Annotated in this window: 22 protein-coding genes and 2 other annotated features; of the genes, 2 read left to right on the top strand and 20 right to left on the bottom strand. The window is 39.0% G+C overall.

Translation table 11 applies throughout. The annotated features are described in order from the left end of the window. Positions 1-186: 186 nt before the first annotated feature. On the bottom strand, positions 187-789 hold the full coding sequence (locus IHV12_RS00595; protein WP_197189555.1) for a TVP38/TMEM64 family protein: 603 nt from the start codon (positions 787-789) through the stop codon (positions 187-189). Positions 790-937: 148 nt separating this feature from the next. Between IHV12_RS00595 and IHV12_RS00600 the strand changes: the two genes are divergently transcribed. Together IHV12_RS00600 and IHV12_RS00605 are read left to right on the top strand one after the other, a co-directional pair. Then, a complete protein-coding gene (locus IHV12_RS00600; RefSeq protein ID WP_137788691.1) occupies positions 938-2,278 on the top strand; it encodes a cytochrome ubiquinol oxidase subunit I in 1,341 nt (446 codons plus the stop codon). Positions 2,279-2,294: 16 nt separating this feature from the next. Then, on the top strand, positions 2,295-3,320 hold the full coding sequence (locus IHV12_RS00605) for a cytochrome d ubiquinol oxidase subunit II (RefSeq protein ID WP_197189556.1): 1,026 nt from the start codon (positions 2,295-2,297) through the stop codon (positions 3,318-3,320). Between the two features lie 3 nt (positions 3,321-3,323). Here the strand turns inward: IHV12_RS00605 and IHV12_RS00610 are convergent, their stop codons facing one another. The 19 genes from IHV12_RS00610 to polA all read right to left on the bottom strand — a co-directional run bounded on the left by IHV12_RS00610 (position 3,324) and on the right by polA (position 21,720). Beyond that, complete coding sequence (locus tag IHV12_RS00610; RefSeq protein WP_269148762.1) at positions 3,324-3,575, bottom strand: DUF1294 domain-containing protein; 252 nt, start codon at positions 3,573-3,575, stop codon at positions 3,324-3,326. Positions 3,576-3,646: 71 nt separating this feature from the next. Beyond that, positions 3,647-4,006, bottom strand: coding sequence for a 50S ribosomal protein L20 (gene rplT / locus IHV12_RS00615; protein ID WP_066291543.1), 360 nt, complete (start codon positions 4,004-4,006; stop codon positions 3,647-3,649). Between the two features lie 38 nt (positions 4,007-4,044). After that, the gene (gene rpmI / locus IHV12_RS00620) at positions 4,045-4,248 is read right to left on the bottom strand and encodes a 50S ribosomal protein L35 (protein WP_066243622.1); all 204 of its coding nucleotides are present in this window, start codon (positions 4,246-4,248) and stop codon (positions 4,045-4,047) included. Positions 4,249-4,272: 24 nt separating this feature from the next. Then, positions 4,273-4,776, bottom strand: coding sequence for a translation initiation factor IF-3 (gene infC, locus IHV12_RS00625; RefSeq protein ID WP_066396718.1), 504 nt, complete (start codon positions 4,774-4,776; stop codon positions 4,273-4,275). Between the two features lie 72 nt (positions 4,777-4,848). After that, positions 4,849-4,993 (bottom strand) — a sequence feature (ribosomal protein L20 leader region). A gap of 285 nt (positions 4,994-5,278) precedes the next feature. Beyond that, complete coding sequence (gene thrS / locus IHV12_RS00630; RefSeq protein WP_197131501.1) at positions 5,279-7,189, bottom strand: threonine--tRNA ligase; 1,911 nt, start codon at positions 7,187-7,189, stop codon at positions 5,279-5,281. Positions 7,190-7,253: 64 nt separating this feature from the next. Next, positions 7,254-7,483, bottom strand: a binding site (T-box leader). A gap of 64 nt (positions 7,484-7,547) precedes the next feature. Continuing rightward, complete coding sequence (ytxC, locus tag IHV12_RS00635) at positions 7,548-8,417, bottom strand: sporulation protein YtxC (protein WP_197189557.1); 870 nt, start codon at positions 8,415-8,417, stop codon at positions 7,548-7,550. 102 nt (positions 8,418-8,519) lie between these two features. Continuing rightward, positions 8,520-9,176 carry an amino acid ABC transporter permease gene (locus IHV12_RS00640; protein ID WP_197189558.1) on the bottom strand — a complete coding sequence of 219 codons (657 nt, stop codon included), beginning with the start codon at positions 9,174-9,176 and terminating at the stop codon, positions 8,520-8,522. A gap of 19 nt (positions 9,177-9,195) precedes the next feature. Then, positions 9,196-9,966: a basic amino acid ABC transporter substrate-binding protein gene (locus IHV12_RS00645; RefSeq protein WP_197190327.1), complete on the bottom strand. Its 771-nt coding sequence runs from the start codon at positions 9,964-9,966 to the stop codon at positions 9,196-9,198. Between the two features lie 258 nt (positions 9,967-10,224). Continuing rightward, complete coding sequence (gene mqnC / locus IHV12_RS00650; protein ID WP_197131506.1) at positions 10,225-11,331, bottom strand: cyclic dehypoxanthinyl futalosine synthase; 1,107 nt, start codon at positions 11,329-11,331, stop codon at positions 10,225-10,227. Between the two features lie 124 nt (positions 11,332-11,455). After that, positions 11,456-12,400, bottom strand: coding sequence for a primosomal protein DnaI (gene dnaI / locus IHV12_RS00655; RefSeq protein ID WP_197131508.1), 945 nt, complete (start codon positions 12,398-12,400; stop codon positions 11,456-11,458). An 11-nt stretch (positions 12,401-12,411) separates the two neighbouring features. After that, positions 12,412-13,800: a replication initiation and membrane attachment family protein gene (locus IHV12_RS00660; protein WP_197189559.1), complete on the bottom strand. Its 1,389-nt coding sequence runs from the start codon at positions 13,798-13,800 to the stop codon at positions 12,412-12,414. A gap of 155 nt (positions 13,801-13,955) precedes the next feature. Continuing rightward, on the bottom strand, positions 13,956-14,417 hold the full coding sequence (gene nrdR / locus IHV12_RS00665; RefSeq protein ID WP_066396742.1) for a transcriptional regulator NrdR: 462 nt from the start codon (positions 14,415-14,417) through the stop codon (positions 13,956-13,958). Between the two features lie 72 nt (positions 14,418-14,489). Next, positions 14,490-14,885, bottom strand: a complete 396-nt coding sequence (locus IHV12_RS00670; RefSeq protein ID WP_197189560.1) for a cytosolic protein — start codon at positions 14,883-14,885, stop codon at positions 14,490-14,492. Between the two features lie 105 nt (positions 14,886-14,990). Next, the gene (speD, locus tag IHV12_RS00675) at positions 14,991-15,374 is read right to left on the bottom strand and encodes an adenosylmethionine decarboxylase (protein ID WP_066396744.1); all 384 of its coding nucleotides are present in this window, start codon (positions 15,372-15,374) and stop codon (positions 14,991-14,993) included. 321 nt (positions 15,375-15,695) lie between these two features. Next, positions 15,696-16,736 carry a glyceraldehyde-3-phosphate dehydrogenase gene (locus IHV12_RS00680; protein ID WP_197131514.1) on the bottom strand — a complete coding sequence of 347 codons (1,041 nt, stop codon included), beginning with the start codon at positions 16,734-16,736 and terminating at the stop codon, positions 15,696-15,698. Positions 16,737-16,880: 144 nt separating this feature from the next. Then, complete coding sequence (gene coaE, locus IHV12_RS00685) at positions 16,881-17,477, bottom strand: dephospho-CoA kinase (protein ID WP_197189561.1); 597 nt, start codon at positions 17,475-17,477, stop codon at positions 16,881-16,883. A 16-nt stretch (positions 17,478-17,493) separates the two neighbouring features. After that, positions 17,494-18,135: a sporulation membrane protein YtaF gene (gene ytaF / locus IHV12_RS00690; protein WP_197131520.1), complete on the bottom strand. Its 642-nt coding sequence runs from the start codon at positions 18,133-18,135 to the stop codon at positions 17,494-17,496. A gap of 61 nt (positions 18,136-18,196) precedes the next feature. Further along, the gene (gene mutM / locus IHV12_RS00695) at positions 18,197-19,018 is read right to left on the bottom strand and encodes a DNA-formamidopyrimidine glycosylase (RefSeq protein WP_197189562.1); all 822 of its coding nucleotides are present in this window, start codon (positions 19,016-19,018) and stop codon (positions 18,197-18,199) included. A 59-nt stretch (positions 19,019-19,077) separates the two neighbouring features. Further along, positions 19,078-21,720, bottom strand: a complete 2,643-nt coding sequence (gene polA / locus IHV12_RS00700; protein ID WP_197189563.1) for a DNA polymerase I — start codon at positions 21,718-21,720, stop codon at positions 19,078-19,080. Positions 21,721-21,727: the final 7 nt, after the last annotated feature.

The raw sequence follows: 21,727 nt of genomic DNA on the forward strand, positions 1-21,727 counted from the left end.
TGTAAGGCATGCGACGAGGAAAATTTTCTACTAAGCATTTACTTGTAGACGCAGGAGCAAGAAACCTTTTAAGAGTACAAATGTGGCTCACCGTTCGCCCCATGGAAAGCGAGCAACATGGAGTGGAAATCAACCACTCAAAGAGCTCCATCTTATGCAAAAAAATTTCTAATAAAAAAGCACACCTTATGCAGGCATGCGTTGTTTTTGCTGATCTTCTCTCTCTTCCTCAAAGAACTCACTCCATTTAATCACCCATTCTTTTCTTCTCAATAAATAAAACAATACAGATAACGCGACAATGATAGCTGCAGAAGTAACGAGCGAGAGAGAAAGTAATACCGATCCGAACGAAGAATAAAAAATGGCGATCGGAACGTTTGATATGATACTAGCTTTTGTATACTCTTTGAAATTTGACGAGATCTCGATCAAGCATAGACTCAACAGATGAAAATGCATAAAGGGTATCATTTTTAAAATAGCAATCTGACCTACCGAGAACGGCATTCGTTTACCAATCCACTTTTTCTGCAGTTTTTTTACTTTTTTCATAAGCTTCGGCATACTTTTCATTCCCCAGTAAAAAAGAACACTCGAGAGCGTGATCCCTATGACTGAATAGAATGCGCCGGCAACTGCACCAAACAAGATTCCTCCTGTAAGACAGATCAGCCCTACCGGTAGAAAGAAGAACTGTCGAAACGCTTGAAGAAGAATGAACAATAAAGGGGCAAAGATTCCACTGAACTTGAGCACCTCGATGAACACACTACTATTGTCTAACACGCACTCATCCCCCCTTTAAGTCAGCATATGACAGAAGACGAGCTCTATATGACAGAATGTTCGTATGCATAAACCATACTTCTTTTTGACACCTTAAAGATAGATTGTTTGCTTACATAGTTCTTAGTTTTTTTAGGAGGAGTCCATCATGGATACAGTTGTACTCGCGAGAGCATTCTTTGGAACATCGCTAGGTTTTCATATTATTTTTGCAACCCTTGGTGTTGGTCTTCCTTTGATGATCGTCATCGCAGAAATCATACATCAAGTTAAAGGTGACAACGATTACGCTATTATGGCTAAGCGTTGGACAAAGGCGTTTGCCGTTTTATTGGGTGTTGCCATTCCATCAGGAACGATTGTCGGTGTTCAATTATCATTGCTCTGGCCTGGATTTATGGAAATTGTAGGAAAGGTTATTTCCCTTCCCTTTCAGATCGAAATCTTCGCTTTCTTCTTAGAAGCCTTATTCATGTCTATTTACGTATATGCGGCTGACAGGTTACCGAGATATTTCCGTTTGATATCTGTATTTTTTGTTGCACTTGGAGCTGTTGCGTCAGCCATCTTAATTTCAGCCGTTAATACGTGGATGAATACACCGGATGGATTTAAGATCAAACCAGATGGGACGATCTATGATGTCTCCCCTTGGGATGCTTTCTTCAATCCTAGCTTTCTATCCTCTTCCTTTCACGTTGCCATAACCGCTTATATGACCGGCGCTTTTGCCGTTGCTTCTGTAGCAGCATTTAAACTTTTAAAGAAGCGACCTGAACGTGAACGAGCTTATCATTTAAAAGGGTTGTTCATGTCTCTTACCGTCGCTCTTTTGATGAGCTTTGTCTCTGCGGTTTCTGGGCATCATTCCGCCCAAATTTTGCATCAGCATTCTCCTGAAAAACTAGCAGCTGCTGAAGGACTGTTTGAGACTCAAAGGTATGCACCACTCGCAATAGGGGGGTATACAGATCCGAAGACCGAAGAAGTAAAGTACGGAATCGAGATACCTTGGGCTCTAAGCTGGCTTGCTGCCGGCAAGTTTGATACAGAAGTGAAAGGACTGTACGAATTTCCTCGGGAAACATGGCCACCTTTTTATGTACACACGCTCTTTAACTTAATGGTCGGGATCGGAACACTTTTATTAGGTCTTGCAGCAGTGGCTTTAGCCTACTGGTGGTTCTTCGTAAAAAGAAGAGGAAAACCTTTTCCAAAGTGGCTGTTATGGTCTCTTGTTTTATCCGGACCACTTTCTATGCTCGGCATTGAGTTCGGGTGGGTTTTCAGCTGTAGCGGAAGACAACCATGGACCATCTATCGCGTTCAGACGACAGCGGAAGCTGCGACTAAGAATGAAGACCTTGGCGTGCTCTTCCTGTTATTTTTAGGTCTATATGCGCTACTCAGCGTGTTAACCGTTTTAATTTTAACAGCTTATTTCAAACGAAACCCTGTTTCAAAAGATATGGAAAAACTTCAGAGTTAGAAAGGAGGAATGAAGGATGAGCGAAGAAGTTTTAGCGATTCTGATGATGTGGACCTTTATCTTTATCTATAGCATTTTCGGTTCAATCGATTTTGGTGCTGGATTTTGGGCGATGATTTATAACAATCATAAGACGATGGCTGGAAGAATAGCGAATCGTTTCTTGTCTCCCACTTGGGAAATCACAAACACGTTCTTAGTTCTTTTAGTGGTTGCGTTCGTTGGTTTCTTTCCAAAAGGCGCGTACACTCTCGGAACGGTCATGCTCGTTCCAGTTTCTTTGATTCTTTTTTTACTCGCTATCCGAAGTGCATTTATGGTGTTCTCGTATTCCGTTCAAGGATATCGCAGAACGATGTTTATCATCTCGGGTATCTCTGGCCTGCTTATTCCATCCTTGCTAATAGCCGTTCTTCCTATTTCACAAGGGGGATTCATCGCTGTTGATGGTGATACTCAGAGCCTACTTCTATCAAAACTTCTCACAAGTCCAACCCTCTATTTGTATGTACTTTTCGGGCTTACATCTGAGTTGTATCTTTCTTCGTTGTTTTTAGCAGATTACGCAAGAGTCTCGAAAAAAGAAGATGCCTATAGGTTATATCGGAGCAATGCGATTCTGTTAGGACCACTTACGCTACTCGCCGCTCTGTTCACTTTGTTATTTATAACACCAGAATCTCGATGGCTCATCGATAATTTAATGGATCACAAGATCTGGTTTATTCTTTCTTTGATCGCCTTTCTTATTGCATACGCTTCTCTTTGGTGGCCAAAACAAAACCGCCCAGGAATTGGACGGCCGCGTCTTACACTATTAGCAACTGTTTTACAATACGGTCTTGCAAGTGTTGGTTATGGATTAGCTCATCTGCCTTATATCGTATACCCTGAATTAACCATCTATGAGGCATTTACCGCACCAGAAACGTTTTATTCCTTAATGATTATGTATATCGTTGGTCTTGCCATCTTAGCACCAGGTTTCTATATTTTCTGGAGATTGTTCTTAAAAGACAAACGATACCTGCAACAGGAATAGTTTCTATATGAACCAGCCTGCTAAAACCGTTATAAACATACTTAAAAGAGGCAGCCCGTAACGAAATGAAGGATGTTTAGTCTTATGACGCAACTTCTTCATAGCAAGCCACATACCGGGTGCTCCACCAATAATAGCAATCAGCCAAAGTCTCGCTTCAGGGGTGCGCCATTCGCCTTTTTTGGCAGATAATTTGTCTCTTTTCATAACATAATAGGCGGCTACGTTTAAAATGATTAAATATATGATTAACACCTTGTTGTTTCCCTTCAGAATGAAAAAAGATCATCTCCATCAAATGAGGAAATGATCTTTTCTTTTTTTACTTAAGCTTTTAGGCTGTCTTTTGCTTTTGAAGCTAATTCAGCGAAAGCTTTTTCGTCTGTGATAGCAATTTCAGAAAGCATCTTACGGTTGATGTCGATACCCGCAAGTTTAAGACCGTGCATTAAACGGCTGTAAGAAAGACCGTTTGTACGAGCAGCAGCATTGATACGAGTGATCCAAAGCTTACGGAAGTCACGCTTCTTTTGACGACGGTCACGGTAAGCGTACATAAGTGATTTGAATACTTGTTGTTGTGCTACTTTAAATAATTTATGTTTGGAACCGAAATAGCCTTTAGCTAGTTTAAGAACTTTCTTACGACGACGACGTGTTACATAGCCACCTTTTACTCTTGGCATATTAAAAACCTCCTATTTTTAAATCGATTGATGAACGATTAACGTTTTTTGTAAGTTAACAATGTGCGGATACGCTTGTAGTCACCGCTGTGAACAAGTTTCGCTTTACGAAGCTTACGCTTAGCTTTAGTTGACTTGTTAGCAAACAAGTGACTAGTATAAGCGCGAGCACGCTTTAATTTACCTGATCCAGTTTTTCTAAAGCGCTTCGCAGCACCTTTATGAGTTTTCATTTTAGGCATAATGGTTATCCTCCCTGGTAAAAATTATTTTTCGGCTTTAGGCGCAAGGATAAGGAACATGCTACGACCTTCCATCTTCGGTTTCGTTTCAACCGTAGAAAGATCTTCACATTCTTTCGCTAACTTTTCCAATACCGTTTTTCCGATTTGAGAATGAGTGATTGCACGTCCACGGAAACGAATACTTGCTTTTACTTTGTCACCTTTTTCAAGGAACTTACGTGCATTTCTAAGCTTTGTATTAAAGTCGTTTTCCTCAATCGTTGGACTTAGACGAATCTCTTTAGTCGTAATGACCTTTTGATTTTTTCGTGCTTCACGATCTTTACGTTGTTGCTCGTATTTAAACTTACCGTAGTCCATGATACGACATACTGGCGGTTTAGCAGTTGCAGCAACGAGTACAAGGTCAAGATTTGCGTTTGTAGCAAGATCCAAAGCTTCTTGTCTAGATTTAATGCCAAGCTGGCTTCCATCAGGACCGATTAAGCGAACCTCACGAGCACGAATACCTTCATTGACAGACATGTCCTTACTAATAGTAAGTCACCTCCAAATTTTTTCAGTGAGTGTTTTAAAACACTCGACTTGTTATTTCTGCAAATAAAAAAAGCGTCGGCGCAACGATCACCCACACATAGTAAACCGGCTATGTACACTTTGACATGCCTGAATATCCATCTACCCATCAACAGCCTTTATTAGCGTCGAGTCAGGTGAGAAGCGGGTGCTTCTGCTTGTTTGATGCTTTTGCTTATTTTATTAACCTTACATACTATAACACATTGGAGATATGCGTGTCAAACAACGAATGTAATAACAGCAACGAAATTAATTTTACTTCGTTTACGAAAGGAATGCAAGAGTTTTTTTATTCACCTTTTATGTTTTGTTGTTTTACTGTCCACTCTTGAATAATTACTGTCCACTTTCAGTAATATACTGTCCACATTGAGCATTTTACTGTCCACTTTTCATTTCCCTATAAAAAAAGACGGCCAATTCAACATTGGCCGCTCTCTTTATAACCTTATCTCTTTTCGTTAATTTGAGCTAAAATCTTATCTCGGAAATCTTCATAAGAAACTGTCTCTGACTTTTGCTCACCATATTTACGAACGTTAACTGCATTGTCTTCGATCTCTTTATCACCTAGAACTAGCATGTAAGGGATCTTTTTCATCTGAGCTTCACGGATCTTATAGCCCATCTTTTCATTTCTAGTATCGATTTCAACACGAACAGCATGTTTCTTCAGATCTTCTTGTAGCTTATACGCATACTCATTATGAACATCAGATACAGGAATTAGTTTCACTTGAACAGGTGCTAACCAAGTTGGGAACGCTCCAGCAAAGTGCTCAACCAAGATCCCTAGGAAACGGTCGATCGAACCATAGATCGCACGGTGGATAACGACCGGACGAACCTTTTGATTGTTTTCATCTACATACGTTAGATCGAACTTTTCTGGCATTTGGAAGTCTAACTGAATTGTTGCACACTGATGACTTCTCTTCAGAGCATCTTTAATATGGAAGTCAATTTTAGGACCGTAGAACGCTCCATCTCCCTCGTTTAGATGATAGTTCATTCCAAGATCTTCTAGAACGTTTTTCAATGCGCCTTCAGCTTGTTCCCATAAACGGTCATCACCCATAGAATCCTCTGGACGAGTTGAAAGTTCTACGGAATATTCAAATCCAAACGTGCTGTAGATTTTATCAACTAACTTAAATACGTTCTTGATCTCACTTTCGATCTGCTGTGGTGTTACAAAGATATGCGCATCATCTTGGCAGAACGTACGAACGCGGATCATACCGTTTAGTGCACCACTATATTCGTGACGGTGTACTTGACCGAACTCAGCCATACGTACTGGAAGATCTCTGTATGAATGTAGTTTGTTCTTAAAGATCAGCATGTGACCTGGACAGTTCATTGGCTTCATCGCAAACTTTGTATCGTCCACTTCAGAGAAGTACATGTTTTCATGATAATGATCCCAGTGGCCCGATTGTTCCCATAGACGCTGATTCATCATAAATGGAGTACGCACTTCATCGTAATCCACTTGGCGTTGAAGTTCGCGAGAGAAATTCTCAAGCTCAGTACGAATTGTTTGACCGTTAGGAAGATAGAACGGCATTCCCGGTGCTTCTTCTGAGAACATGAATAACTCTAGTTCTTTTCCTAGTTTACGGTGATCACGTTTTTGAGCTTCCTCAATAAAGTGAAGATACTCATCAAGATCTTTTTGACTTAAGAACGCTGAACCATAAATACGTTGAAGCATTTGGTTATCGCTGTCTCCACGCCAGTATGCACCAGAGATGCTCATTAATTTATAAGCTTTGATTTTTCCTGTTGAAGGAACGTGCGGCCCTCGGCAAAGGTCAAAGAATTCACCTTGCTCATAAATCGTAATCTTTTCACCCTCTGGAAGGTCACGAATCAGTTCCAGCTTTAAGTGATCATTCAATTTTTCGTAAATCTCGAGAGCTTCTTCACGACTAACTTCTTTACGTACGATCGGAAGGTTTTCATTTACGATCTTCTTCATTTCTTTTTCGATCGCAGGCAGATCTTCTGGTGTTAAGTTATGAGACATATCTACATCATAGTAGAAGCCGTTATCGATAACTGGTCCAATCCCTAATTTCACGTCTGGGTAAAGGCGCTTAAGTGCTTGAGCTAGTAGATGGGCATTCGAGTGTCTTGTCATTTCAAGACCTTCTTTAGAATCCTGCATTACGATCTCGATCGATGCATCTTCTTCGATAGGACGTGAAAAATCAAATAATTGTCCGTTTACTTTCCCTGCAACTGCTTTTTTCTTCAAACTAGGGCTGATACTCTCTGCTACTTGTTCAGAAGTAACGCCTTTAGGAAATTCCTTGACTGATCCGTCAGGGAACTTAATTGAAATTGACGACATGTAAAACATCTCCTTTTTAGTTTGGGTTCTTCTCTGATTGAAAACAAAAAACACCCGTCCCTATAGAAGGGACGAGTGATTATCTCGTGGTTCCACCCTTGTTCCGACAACTTTTAACAAGCCAATCGGCACTCGGACAGTATAACGGACTGCGGCCGTCAGCGATTACTATAAATTTTCACCGCTGAAGTTCCAAGGTGGTAAAGCACTTTTCCGTGTTAGGAAGCTTTCAGCCTAGACTTCCCTCTCTATGAACCGTAAAAATATGCTTCGTGTCCTTATCAATACAGATTGAATGATAAAATTATACACCTATTATATGCAGTCGTTTTTCAAAAAGCAAGAGGACTCTGTAAGTTTATGACTTTTTTTTACGATAAGACCGATGTTCTCTGTAGGACATCCTCTCAATTGGTGTAATCGTAACCTTTTCCTGAAAGATGTTCTTCACAGTATGAAGCAATGGATGATCGGTATCATAAGCATAAATCCTAGCGGAATTTGGAGAGATTCCAACTAACGGACCTAAAAGTCTTTCATCTAGATTCGTTACATTTGTTAGCCGAAGTGCCTTTTCATGGAACATCATCAATTCAGTATGAGTTAACTGGTTTTGATGTTCATCAAAAAGAAGAATCTGCTCTTGTTCAAAAATTATTACGATATCTGCTGAAGTAAATGTTCTTTGTTTCGTTAAGCACGTTCTTAATTGCTCTACGAACATTTGGTACTCTAGTTCTAGCTTGTACTCATCGATAGCACATTCAACAATCTTCAACAAAGTTGCTAAATACTCTTTCAGCCTGAATTTAATAAATGATTCAAACTCTAAAAAATCTGTCTTTGCCTCGAGAATCGATTCCCATTGACTTCGGATCAGTTCATTTAAGTCTGGCAGATGTTTGACATCAGGTATACCTTCAATCTCTCCGAGTATGATGCTTTTTGTGATAGATAAGATCTCTTTTTGTTCTGCTGAATCGGTGTAACAAAATGCTTGTTCGATCATTTCCTTCAAACAAATATCCTCTACTTTATTTCGAGTAAATTCCGTTAACACATCCAATATGAACGTTTTCCTCTGATGTATGTGCAGTTCAAGAATTTTTGAAGAAGCTTCAGATAATTTGGCAAAGGAAGGGTTTATTCTATGCTCAGCTGCCATTCTGATCATTTTCTTCAAAACAGCTATACCATCTGATGGGTGTGAAAAAGCAATCGCGACCAAATAAGTCCCCCCCATATAAAATCCTCAATAATACACTATATGGGACGAGGTCCTAAAACATGTTACTTACAAAAGAAAAAACAACCCTTTGGGTAGGGTTGTTTAATCGTAAACAAATTTCCGTTCGATCTTGGACAGGACGAATGCCATTCCAAGTGTCAAGATCAGATACATCAATGCTGCTGTCATATAGGGTTCCCATGGCCGGTAGTATTCGCCCATCATAGCCCTGGCGTAATACATCAATTCAGGGGTTGCAATAATGGAAACAAGAGATGAATCTTTAATCAGTACAATAAATTCATTACCAAGCGGAGGAATCATCCTTCTTGATGCTTGCGGCAGTATAACATGTTTCATCGCTTGCACATGATTCATCCCTAAAGAACGTGCAGCTTCCATCTGTCCTTTATCAATCGATTGAATACCTGCTCTGAAGATTTCTGCAATATATGCTGCAGCATTCAGGGACAGAGCGAGAACACTCGATACAAACACATTAGGCGGCTTCATAAAAATCGGCATTAGTGCTGAATGAATCAAAAGAATCTGAACTAATAATGGAGTTCCTCTAAAAAAACTAATATACCAAACGCAAGGAAGACTTATGTAAGACTGTTTCATCATCTTTCCGAGTCCAATAAATAATCCTAGAATGGTGCCAAAAAGTATGGCTAACAATGAAAGCTGGATTGTAATCCATGTCCCTTTTAAGAACAATGGCATATACTCCCCAATAATCTGTAAAGAGAATTGCATGTAGACCTCCTAGGTTAGTTTATTGTTTAAGTACATCTACATTCGGCTCTTCACCAAACCATTTTTTATAGATCTCAGCGTATTCGCCATCATCAATCACCTTTTTCAAAGCTTTGTTGACCTCATCTTGATGTTCACCGTCTTTAGGGAAGATGATTCCGTAAAATTCGCTTTCAAAACTATCTTTATCACTAATCGTCACTAGTTTTTTATCAGGATTATTCTTTTCATACTCCTGAACAACTGCATTATCTGCTACAACCGCTTCTACTTCCCCGTTCAATAATGCTTGGATTGCCAGCGTATTGTTATCAAACTTTTTGATGTTCTCATTTTTTCCGAACATTTTTTCTAAAGCTTCTTGACCAGTTGTCCCATTTTGAACACTCACTTTCTTTCCTTCGAGGTCTTTTGCACTCTTAATAGATGTTCCTTCTTTTGCTAGAATCATATTTACTGATTCGAAGTACGGTGAAGAAAAATCATACGTCTTTTTTCTTTTATCATTAATCGTGATGGCAGAAATACCTGCAGCTACTTCTTTGTTTTTTAAAGCAATAAACAGAGGCTCCCATCCTGTGTTCTTGATTTCATATTCTAATCCCGCTTCTTTCATAACAGCATCAAGCAAATCTACATCAAATCCAACAATCTTTTCCCCATCCAAGGATTCAAAAGGGGCGTAGGCCGCATCTGTTCCAACCGTTAACTTATCTCCGGAACCAGACGAGCAAGCTACAAGAAACGCAGCAGATAAACCTATTAGTCCCATTTTAAATTTTCGTTTCATTTCCATTCTTTTATTTCCCCCTTTGTTCTAAATATTCTTATATTATACACAAAATTTTAAATATAAGGAAAATTAAGATAATTATTTTTAATACGAAAGTCACTCATTACCATTGGGATATAAAACAAAAGCCCAGTCTTGTAGTCATTTGTGTCATCTAAATTCGGCTTGTGCCTCTTATGACAATCATAAAAGCTAAATCATCCATCCAAACGAACGAAAAAAGCACTCGACATAAATATGCCAAGTGCTTCACTGTTAATTTTGCATAACAAAATCTTTTTCAGCTTTTTCTTCATCTTCAAACACACGAAGTGTTTCATATTTTGTATTTCGTTGAGCAGGAATCTTACCTGCTTCACGAATCAATCGAAGTGTTAAATTCGTGTTTACCTTGTGAGTCGTTCCAGCTGCTGAAACAACGTTCTCTTCCATCATCGTGCTGCCAAAGTCATTGCAGCCATAGTGGAGAGATTTTTTACCAACTTCTGGCCCCATCGTAACCCATGAAGATTGGAAGTTAGGAATGTTATCTAGGAAGATTCGAGAGATCGCAACATTTTTGAGATATTCTCTCGGCGTTGTCTTTTCAGCCTTCATATTCGTGTTATCTGGCTGGAATGTCCAAGAGATGAAAGCCAAGAAACAATCCGTCTCGTCTTGTGCATCACGAACACGCTGTAAATGAAGGGCACGTTCTTCGAATGTTTCTCCAAATCCAATGACCATCGTAGCAGTAGAATGCAATCCAACTTTTTTAGCTGTTTTCATACAGTCAATCCACTCTGTCCACGAGCCTTTAAGTTTGCTAATCTTCTTACGAGTGCGGTCATCTAAAATTTCTGCTCCCCCACCTGGAAGAGAATCAAGTCCAGCTTCTTTCAGTTCTCTGAGCACTTCCTCTAGAGACAGACCAGATACTTCAACCATCTTCCATACTTCTGCTGGAGAAAATGAATGCATCGTGATATCAAAGCGCTTTTTGATCTCTCTTAATAAGTCCGTATAGTAACTGAATGGCAAGTTAGGATTTGTTCCACCTTGCATTAGAATTTCTGTACCGCCTACATCAACTGTCTCTTGAATCTTTTGGAAGATCACATCATCATCCAACACATAACCTTCACTGCTTCCTGGCGCTCTATAGAACGCGCAGAATCTGCAATATGTATCACAAAAATTTGTATAGTTTACGTTACGGCCAATTACGAATGAGGTGATCGGTTCAGGATGCCACCTTTTCATAATAATATCCGCAACTTCTCCCATGCGTTCTACTTCATCACTCTCATAAAGTTTAACGGCATCTTCTACCGATAAACGTTCGCCATCTAAAGCTTTTTGTAAAATAGATTCTATACTCATCGGTAACCTCCGAATACAATGTCTTAAGATCTTGTCTGTTCTTATCCTATCATATTTTAGTATAAGAGACAGCTTTGGGTTTTCAAGAAAAAAGCTTCTGCCCTTTAAAAGAGCAGAAACTATATTAATAATCTTCTCTGAAATTTTTATTTCCGCCCATAAAAATCGGAGTACTTAAGTGTTTGATACGCTCCATGATCCTGAGAGCCTTCAGTTCATCGAGTCCGCCTTTTTGGGAATACGATAAGTGCTGCTGCAACATATCATAATCACAGTTAGACGTATAGAGAGTAGGTAGTTTTTCCATCATTCGATATTGAAGGATAACCCCAATAATCTCATCCCTGACCCAATTCGTCATATTTTCAGCCCCAAGATCATCAAGCATAAGTACTGGAACGGTCTTTAAGAGTTCCATCTTAGAGTCAAATGTTCCGTCAGAGAGTGAAGATTTCATTTCACGAAGAAATTCTGGTGTATGAATGATCAAAGAGTGAACGCCTTTTTCTGCTAAACCATTCGCGATGGCACCGAGAAGATACGTTTTACCAACGCCAAACTTCCCATAAAAGTAGATCCCTTTTGCTTGCTGACCCGAGCCTGCCATCTGGACAAATTCATAAGCCTTCGAGATCGCATTACGTCTTGTATCATCAATACTATGTTTGTACAAACGATCAAATCTCGCTTCTAGTATCTCTTTCGGTATAAAGTAACTCTTTATCAATGAAGTCATAGATTTCTTTTGCTCATCAATAATCTTTAATTCACAAGGTTTGTATCTAAGTTCTACAGTATGTCTAACTTTTGTTAGTTCAGAACGATACCCTTGCATGAGATTCGGACAGTTATCTAAACCTGGACAATTGCGGCAAGCATTCTGTTCGTTCTTAAAGGTGTAAAAACTGGACAATAATTTTTCCGCATGGACATCTGATATGTCAGGATTCTCTCTTAGAAAACGCATGACTCCTGGGTCTGTAAGCACTTCTTGTTTCATTCGCTCAAATCTTTCTTGAAACTTATCAAAACCCGGCATATTCTTAACAGATTCCTTAATAGATTCCATATTATCCCCCCTTATTTCGAACTATTTAACAAGCTTTCAAGCCACTTACGATTCTCGTCCTCTGTAGCATCAGTGCTTGAATGATCGGTTTGACTAGTGGCCACTTTATCCTGTTTAAGCCAGTCAGGAACAGTTACGTTACTCTTTTTATTACCCTTATTGTAAGAACCTGAATTTACTTTCTTTTCTTGCCATTCTTTATATTTTCGTTTTTCATCGCGTGCCAACGCCATTGCTTCTGTTACCGTTTGTGCTTTTTTTCGAGCCCAATGTGAAGCGATCCGTTCGATCAACCCTTTTGCAAGCTTCATATCATTCTCAGATAAGACATAATCTAAAAGAACATTCGTAACCCCTGGTGTTAAATTCTGATCGATCATACAGTAAGCAACAAGCTTCAAATCTACTTCTGAAGGAGTTGTACCTGAATAATCTTCTAACAAACGATAAGGTGACACTTCTTCAAAGTATTTGATAAGTTCTTCTTCTTTTGTTTGAGGTTGCATGCCATGAAGTGCCTTTAATGGAACCGGCTGCGTTTTTAATGCTAGAACTGGTAGACCTTCTTCATGTTCAAATCGATACCATTTTTGAATTTCTTTCCTTAAGCTCTCTGCAGAAATTTCTCCTGTGGAATAATATACGTTTTGAATCTGCTTACTCATATCCATCGGCTGTAACTGATAGATGTATGCCAGCTTATAGATGGCTTCCTTTAGTTTTGGAGTGAGCACCTCTTTAGGTACGATAAATGATGAGATCTGATTCACCATCGCTTCAAAATCAAAGGTAGATTCACTTAGTACAACTTTCCCATGAATGTCTTTTTCCTGTAAAGAGACATCTTTTGGAAGAACATTTTCGTTAATCTCAGCATAACTCTTTGATGACATTTCAGATGGATGCAAAGAAGTAAACACATCACTGAAAGAAGCGGTCACATCTCTATAATCTGACACATCCGTTTGAGAGATATAAAAAGATTCTCTAACTTCATTAAACTTCGCTTTTCCCAATCGATTAAAGAGATATATACTTAAAAAGCCATCTGTAAAAAAAGCATTCGGCGAAAGCGGGAGTTGAAGCTCATAAATGTACTCCCTGGAGCTATCACCGTCTTTTTTGAACGTCTTCAAAAGACCGATCGCTTCTAGCTTCTTTCTTCCCGATAAAATATCTTTTAACGAGAACTGAGTCACGTTCATGAGGTGCTGATGTTTTTGTGTCTGCCGATCCATATTTACTTCGCACCACAATGTCATGTATAAACTATGTGCAAATGCGCCAACCAACGGCTGATATAGCATGGTAAGAACTTTATGATCTATTTCATGCAACATACCCTTGCACTGGACGGAATACGTATCAACGGGCACAACTTCTTGAAAATGTACCGTCATCGTTTTCACCCTTTGTTAAAAAGTCTTAAAAGTAATGTGGCCGACGGATTTTAGTATCGTCAGCCAGAGTACTTTGTTCATATAATTTATTCTGAAAAGCAGAATACGGAGTTAGATTGGAATAAAAAGAGCGTTACAGCAGTCTAAGATACGCTTTAACGCTCCTCCTTGTTAATTAGTTCTTTCAATTCCTGTATAAAAACATTAATATCTTTAAATTGACGGTATACAGAGGCAAATCTTACATATGCAACCTCATCTGTTTTAGACAGATGCTCCATCACCTGTTCACCAACAGCTGTACTCGAAACTTCAGATGCACCTGAGTTCCGCAATTCTTTTTCGATACTATCTACTATATTTTCAAGTGTTTCCAAGGGGACTGGCCTTTTTTCGCAAGCTTTAATAAGCCCTCTAAGGATCTTTTCACGGCTGAACTCTTCTCGTTCCCCGCCTTTTTTAACAATGATAAGCGGTGTTTGTTCTACCGTTTCAAATGTAGTAAATCTATAGCTGCAAGATTCACATTCCCTTCTGCGGCGAATGGATCTTCCGCTATGTACAGGTCTTGAATCAAGCACTTTTGTTCCGTTGTGCTGGCAAGTAGGACACCTCATTGTAATCATCCCCAAAAAATTTTCTGTTCTCTATCTATCTTAAAGAAAAGGGAGGAATGTGACAAGCTATTCCTACAATTTTTCAGCCATTGACGTCCCAACAAACGTTAGTTTTTCTTTTAAGATTTCATAAATATTTACAATAAGTCTTTGATTGTTGCCAAAATTGAAAGGAAGAGCAGATTCTGTTGATACGTTTAAATCTACAGCAGTTCGATTCGCTTTAACTGTTACTACACTAATAACGACAAACGCACTCTTAGGCTGTCTAACTTCAAACGTTATCTCTCCCCTTTCTTCTGAAAAACCTAGCTCATGGAAATTCATGTCTTCATCTAAAATCTGTTTGATCACTTTCATTACTTCAGGTTTATTAGCTTTAAAATAATGGGTTCTAAGTCTTTCGTCCACATGCTGTTCACTCGTTTCTGCATGATTTTCCATTAGATTTTGAAGTTTTCTAAACATAGTAGTCCTCCAAAGCAATATAATTTGTATCCTATTATTCCCTATAATGAGTGAAATAAAAAAGAGGTGTGATTTCTCACACCTCACGTACATTCTGTTTTTAAATTATTGAGCAGTAACTTTTGATTTGGCAACAGAAATTGGACCCATTCCACGAGGAACTTCCAAGTTTTCGCGCTTTTTAGCGCCAAGTGCCTCCGAAATGTAATCAGCAGCTACGTTAGGATCGATTCGATCTCCACACGTATATACATCAATACTTGCATAACCATGCTCAGGAAAACTGTGAATAGTTAGATGAGATTCAGAAATAATAACAACTCCACTTACACCATGTGGAGCAAATTTATGAAAAGCAACCTCACGAATTTCTGCACCTGCTTTCAATGCAGCGTCAACGAATGTCTCTTCAATAAATTTCATGTCATTTAGTTTTTCAGAATCACAACCCCATAACTCAGCAATTACGTGTCTTCCCATTGTATCCATTAGCATAGTCCCCCTTTTAAAAATAATCATGCCTTCAAGCATGCGGTATCGAACATCTACCACGGGGGCAAGTTAGTCCAAAGAGGTCCTAACCCTTTAAGTAGCATTCAATGCCTTTGTTTGCTTTATTTGAAGTTCACGAATCATAGTATACTTCTTTTAAAATTTATTTGCAATAACTATGGGCAAATTTTTTTGCGTCAATTTTATATTGTTTTTTAAGGATAAGGATCAATTGAAACATACTAGTTCGTTTAAACGTAGAAAAGAGCTGGTGTGATATCCAGCTCTCACTCATTTATTTATTTTAACTGACTGTTTTTATGATACTGACACATTTTTTTCTTGTACCGGCATATTCAAAGCAACACTTACATGTTTCGCAAGATCTACTACTCGGCATGAATAACCCCATTCATTGTCATACCAAGCAAGGACCTTTACTTTATTACCGTCCATCACCATAGTTGATAAGCCGTCAATGATTGAAGAGTTTTCATTTCCATTATAATCAATCGATACTAGCGGCAGATCGCTGTACCCTAAGATTCCACGCATTGATCCTTCAGATGCCGATTGTAGAGCATGATTGACTTGGTCTTTAGATACAGGAGTCTTTAACTCCACAACAACGTCAACCAATGAAACGTTAGGTGTTGGAACGCGTAGTGCCATACCATTCAGTTTGCCTTCTAAGTGAGGCAAGACTTTTGCAATAGCTTTTGCAGCACCTGTAGAAGTTGGAATAATAGAAGTGCCACATGCACGTGCACGTCTTAAGTCTTTATGTGGGTTATCAATATTTTTCTGGTCATTCGTATATGCATGTACAGTCGTCATCATTCCGGACTGTACCCCGAACTGATCATCAAGCACTTTAATCACAGGGGCTAAACAGTTCGTCGTGCACGATGCATTAGATATAATATGGTGTTTCGAAGAAATGTAATCGCTATCATTTACTCCCATAACAATTGTAATGTCTTCATCTTTCCCTGGAGCAGTGATAATTACTTTCTTTGCACCTGCTTCAATATGAAGACCAGCAGATTCTTGTGAAACAAATTTCCCAGTTGCTTCTATAACAATATCAACACCTAACGTTCCCCAAGGAAGTTCACGAGGATCGCGAGAGTTAACTAATTGAACTTTTTTTCCATCAACAAAAAGGGCATCTTCTCCAGCAACAACTTCTCCCGGGTACGTCCCATGTATAGAATCGTACTTAACCATATGAGCAAGAGTCTCTGCAGGATAGCTGGCATTAACAGCTACAACCTCAAATTCATCGTTCTCCATCATTTTGCGGAAGACCATTCTTCCGATTCTCCCCAAGCCATTAATTGCAATTTTTGCTTTCATGAAGCTGCTCCTTCCAATGTGTTATACTCTTTCTTGTATCTATCTGTAATTAGTATATCATATTAACGCTTGAAAAGAACATACTTTTATTTAATTTAGGCTGAAAAAGGGCTTATATAGATAAAAACAGACCTGAAATGGTTATCAGGTCTGTTTTTTTGTTTGTTTTAGCAAGGAAAGAACATCATTTTCTAATGCAGAAAGAGATCCATTATTGTTGATTACTACATCTGCTAATTCCTTTTTTGCTGTGATCGGCATCTGGGAATGGATTCTAGACTTCGCTTGCTTCTCAGAAAAATGATCACGATTTATCAATCTTTGAAGTTGTATTTCGGGCGTTGCATATACTAACCACGTTTGATCTACCATATGTGTAAGCTTACTCTCAAATAAAAGTGGTATATCCATAACCACTATAGACTCTCCTGAACGTAGATAATCATCTGCTTGCTGTCTCATTTCCTTTCTAACAGCAGGATGAACAATCTCGTTCAGCATCGTCCTCTTTTCAGTATCGTTAAAAATAATCTCTCCTAATCCTGCTCTGTTTATTGTCTTGTCATCATTTAGTATCTGTTCACCAAAGCAGGCAACGATCTTCTCATACGCTTCTTTCTCTGGCATAACAACTTCTCTAGAAATGATATCAGCATCGACTACAGGAATTCCTTGACCTCTGATGATGTTACTGACTGTTGATTTTCCCGTTGCAATGCCTCCAGTTAATCCAATAATCACAAGTTATCCTCCAGTGTTACATTTTTAATAATCCCATTACAATCAACAAAACGCCTGGCAGAATGGATAATCCCTTCATCCAGTTTGTTTTGTTAAAAAGATATAATCCTAAAACCATACCACCCCATAAGAATAAAGCGCTCATCACCGCAATTGTAATGGTTGTTAATGAAGGAGACAAGTCGATGAGTGCTGCACCTATTCCCGCTCCAAAGGCATCAAGCGATAATGCTATTCCAAGCAGTACAGCTTCTAAGCCCGTAATTGAACCAGACTTATCGATATCTGCCATAACTGGTTTTTTAAGTATGTGTATGACGATTCCCAACGACTTAATTTCAAAAAGCACAATGTTCTTAGGTTCTTTTTCCATGCACTCAACGTTTTCTTTCTCTGGTAAGAAAACCTGCCATAGAGAGTAGATTCCGATTCCGAGAAGAATCACGCCTCCCAATATCTCACCTGTTTTAGGTGAAATAAATTGTTCTAACGTAAATCCAAGCAACATCGAAAGTAAAAAGGTAACAGCTGAACAAATTGCGATGATCATAATGGAGCGAAAAGGAATTTTAATGGATTTCATTCCATACGTTAATCCGGCTCCAAAACTGTCCAGGCTGACGGCTAGTGCCAGTAATACAAATGAGTAAGCCACCATTGTTCCTGTACTCCTTTCAGTTAACGGTAAACGTAGTATATGAAAGGAGTACAGAAATGGTTTATTTTTGACAAGTCTTACAGATGTGAGTTCCTCTACCCGCTACAACTAATCGTTCGATCTCAGTACCACACACACGGCATGCTTCATTTTTTCTGCCATAAACAAATAATTTCAGCTGAAAACCGCCTGTCTCACCCACTGCGTTCGTATAGGAACGGATTGAGCTTCCTCCGTGCTTCACAGACTCAGAAAGGATTTCAGTAATCGCTGTTTTCAACTTCTTTAACCGAGGTAGAGTTAGAGAATTAGCTGGTGTCTCTGGATGGATTCCTGCCTGAAACAGTACTTCATCTACATAAATGTTGCCTAAACCAGCCAGAAGAGTCTGATCAAGCAATACCGATTTTATGTTACGTTTCCGATTAGCAAACAGCTTTTTTAGTAGAGCGGCTGTTAAGGAATCCGAAAGTGGTTCTACACCTAAAGTTTTTAACGGAGCATGACTTTCCTCTGTTCCTTTTGGATACAGATGCATCGTCCCAAATTTTCTCACATCTCGATATCTTAGTTCAGTTCCATCAGAAAACTGAAAAATAACGTGAGTATGCTTATCAGCTGGCTCATCGCTTTGATTCAAGCCATATTTCCCTTCCATCCTAAGGTGAGACACCAATACATCTTCATCAAGATGAAATATTATAAATTTCCCTCTTCGATACGCATTTTGAAAGGTTTGACCTTTCAACTTCAAGATGAATTCTTCAGTACCTGGATGTTTAATAATATTTTCCCAGTATATTTTTACATCTGTAATCATTTTTCCTGGTAGGAATTGATTCAGTGTGTTTTTAACATTTTCGACTTCTGGTAACTCAGGCATCCTTTCACCAACCTTATTAGAAAAACAGCACCCTGGATCTATAGGATGCTGTTTCTTTATTATTTTGCTTCGAACCAGGAATCTCCCCAGTTCACATCTACTTTTAAAGGTACATCAAGTTCTACTGCTGATTCCATTACTTCACAAACGATTTCTTCAAGTTTTTGCAGCTCATTTTCTGGTACTTCAAAAATAAGTTCATCATGTACAGTGAGCAGCATTTTAGCTTCAAGTTTCTCGTCAGTTAACCGCTGATCCATATCAACCATCGCTTTTTTAATGATATCTGCAGCAGTTCCTTGAATCGGCGTATTCATAGCTGTTCTCTCCGCGAAACTACGCAGGTTAAAGTTTCTGCTATTAATTTCGGGCAGATAACGTCGTCTATGAAGCAGAGTTGAAACAAAACCATTATGTTTTGCCTCAGAAACGCTGTCCTTCATGTACTGCTGGACACCAGGAAAACTATCCAAATAGGACGCTATAAATTCTCCAGCTTCTTTCCTCGTGATACCTAGGCTTTGTGATAGGCCATAATCACTAATTCCGTATACAATACCAAAGTTAACGGCTTTAGCGTGTCTTCTCATTTCAGATGTAACTTCACTCTCTTCCACATGAAAAACATCCATGGCCGTTTTCGTGTGAACATCCATCTCCAACTTAAAAGCTTCCATCAAGTTTTCATCCTGAGAGATATGAGCCAATACGCGCAGTTCGATCTGTGAATAATCAGCGGCAAGAATCTTCCAGCCAGGCTGTGATGCAACGAAGGCATGTCTGATTTTTCTTCCTGCTTCTAAACGAATAGGGATGTTTTGAAGATTAGGATCGATAGAACTCAGTCTTCCTGTTTGAGCAAGTACCTGATTGAAGCGTGTATGAATCTTACCCGTATCTTCTTTAACTACTTTTAACAGACCTTCAATATAAGTAGACCTTAACTTACCAAGTTGACGATAGATAAGAATCTTGTTAATGATCTCATGCTTGCCTTCTAATTTCTCTAATACATCAACAGAAGTCGAGTAACCTGTCTTAGTTTTCTTAACAGGCGGCAGGTTCAACTTCTCAAATAATATTTCTCCTAGTTGTTTAGGCGAGTTAATATTGAAGGATACTCCAGCTAGTTCGTGAATGTCTTTTTCAAGTGTTGTTAACTGTATATCTAAGTCAGCACCCATTTTTTGAAGTGTGTCTGATTTTACTTTAACGCCGAACTCTTCCATCTTAGCTAAAACGAGAGCTAATGGCATCTCTAACTGATAGAACAGATCACTCTGTTCATTTTCTTTTAACTTCTCATCCAAAAGGTCGCTCAATTGAAAGACAGTATGAGCTTTTCTACAGAGGTGCTCAGCGAGGACAGCTTCATCTTCTGGCAGTTTCTTCTTAGCACCTTTACCGTATACAGCTTCGTTTACGTCTACATTAGACTTGCCATACTGCTTCGCAACATCTGCTACTTCATCTAACGATTCAGAAGGATTTAGCAGATATGAAGCGAGTTGAATATCAAAATCGATTCCGTTCAACACGATTCCTTGCCCATGTAAGGCAACATGAGCTCTCTTGGCATCAAACATTCTCTTCTTTTGACTGTCGTCTTGCAGCCATTCCTGAAATTCTTCTGATTGATCTGCAAGACTTGAAGGAATATAAAATGTTCCAGCATCATTACTTACAGCGAAACCATGAATTTTAGCTTTATGATAATCTTCAGTAAGCGTTTCTACAATAAGGGATGAAGGGCTTTTTAGCATATCAGCCTCGATTTTGGTTACCGTTTTAAAGTTAAGCTCTTCTTTTTCTTCATCCTGAAGAATTTCTTCATCGCCACCCAATCGTTCGAGCAATGAATTAAATCCTAATTCTTTGAAAAGAGGAAAAACAGAAGACGTTTCATAACCCTCGTAATCCGTCTCATCTAGACCGATTTTAATAGGAGCTTCCTTCGTTATCGTAGCAAGCTCTTTACTCATAATGGCTTGTTCTTTGTTCTCTGTTAATCTCTCTTTAAGCTTAGCACCTGAGATTTCATCAATTGAATCTAGAACTTTTTCGATCGTTCCATATTGTTTGATCAATTTGATCGCAGTCTTTTCTCCGACCCCAGGTACTCCTGGAATATTGTCAGAAGGGTCTCCCATGAGCCCCTTCATATCAATGATTTGGTGCGGCGTAATGCCGTACCGCTCATTCACTTGTTCAACGGTATATGCCTCAACCTCAGTGATTCCTTTTCTTGTCAACACCACTTCAACATCAGGAGTAACAAGTTGAAGTAAGTCTTTATCACCGGTGAACACTTTTACATCCCAGTTCCCATCGGCAGCATAAGAAGCAAGTGTTCCAATAATGTCATCTGCTTCATAATTTTCAAGCTCATACCGTTTGATTTTAAATGCATCTAACAACTGTCTGATAAAAGGAAACTGCTCTGACAATTCGGGTGGCGTTTTCTGACGACCGCCTTTATATTCACCAAATGTCTTATGTCGGAATGTCGTTTTCCCTGCATCAAAAGCGACGAGGATATGAGTAGGCTTTTCATCTTCTAAAATTTTCAGAAGCATCTGAGTAAACCCGTATACTGCGTTTGTATAAATACCTTTATCGTTGTTTAAAAGTGGTAGAGCAAAAAAAGCTCTATATGCAATACTATTTCCATCAATAAGTACTAATTTGTTTGTTTTTGCCAAGTCCGTT

This window comes from Fictibacillus sp. 7GRE50, from assembly GCF_015903875.1.
GTDB lineage: Bacteria > Bacillota > Bacilli > Bacillales > Fictibacillaceae > Fictibacillus > Fictibacillus phosphorivorans.

Coding starts and splice junctions, on each gene's coding strand:
- IHV12_RS00600 (WP_137788691.1), top strand. CDS start 938: ATGGATACAGTTGTACTCGCGAGAGCATTCTTTGGAACATCGCTAGGT.
- IHV12_RS00605 (WP_197189556.1), top strand. CDS start 2,295: ATGAGCGAAGAAGTTTTAGCGATTCTGATGATGTGGACCTTTATCTTT.
- rplT (WP_066291543.1), bottom strand. CDS start 4,006: ATGCCAAGAGTAAAAGGTGGCTATGTAACACGTCGTCGTCGTAAGAAA.
- rpmI (WP_066243622.1), bottom strand. CDS start 4,248: ATGCCTAAAATGAAAACTCATAAAGGTGCTGCGAAGCGCTTTAGAAAA.
- infC (WP_066396718.1), bottom strand. CDS start 4,776: ATGTCTGTCAATGAAGGTATTCGTGCTCGTGAGGTTCGCTTAATCGGT.
- thrS (WP_197131501.1), bottom strand. CDS start 7,189: ATGTCGTCAATTTCAATTAAGTTCCCTGACGGATCAGTCAAGGAATTT.
- IHV12_RS00640 (WP_197189558.1), bottom strand. CDS start 9,176: ATGCAATTCTCTTTACAGATTATTGGGGAGTATATGCCATTGTTCTTA.
- IHV12_RS00645 (WP_197190327.1), bottom strand. CDS start 9,966: ATGAAACGAAAATTTAAAATGGGACTAATAGGTTTATCTGCTGCGTTT.
- mqnC (WP_197131506.1), bottom strand. CDS start 11,331: ATGAGTATAGAATCTATTTTACAAAAAGCTTTAGATGGCGAACGTTTA.
- dnaI (WP_197131508.1), bottom strand. CDS start 12,400: ATGGAATCTATTAAGGAATCTGTTAAGAATATGCCGGGTTTTGATAAG.
- IHV12_RS00660 (WP_197189559.1), bottom strand. CDS start 13,800: ATGACGGTACATTTTCAAGAAGTTGTGCCCGTTGATACGTATTCCGTC.
- nrdR (WP_066396742.1), bottom strand. CDS start 14,417: ATGAGGTGTCCTACTTGCCAGCACAACGGAACAAAAGTGCTTGATTCA.
- IHV12_RS00670 (WP_197189560.1), bottom strand. CDS start 14,885: ATGTTTAGAAAACTTCAAAATCTAATGGAAAATCATGCAGAAACGAGT.
- speD (WP_066396744.1), bottom strand. CDS start 15,374: ATGGATACAATGGGAAGACACGTAATTGCTGAGTTATGGGGTTGTGAT.
- IHV12_RS00680 (WP_197131514.1), bottom strand. CDS start 16,736: ATGAAAGCAAAAATTGCAATTAATGGCTTGGGGAGAATCGGAAGAATG.
- ytaF (WP_197131520.1), bottom strand. CDS start 18,135: ATGGTGGCTTACTCATTTGTATTACTGGCACTAGCCGTCAGCCTGGAC.
- mutM (WP_197189562.1), bottom strand. CDS start 19,018: ATGCCTGAGTTACCAGAAGTCGAAAATGTTAAAAACACACTGAATCAA.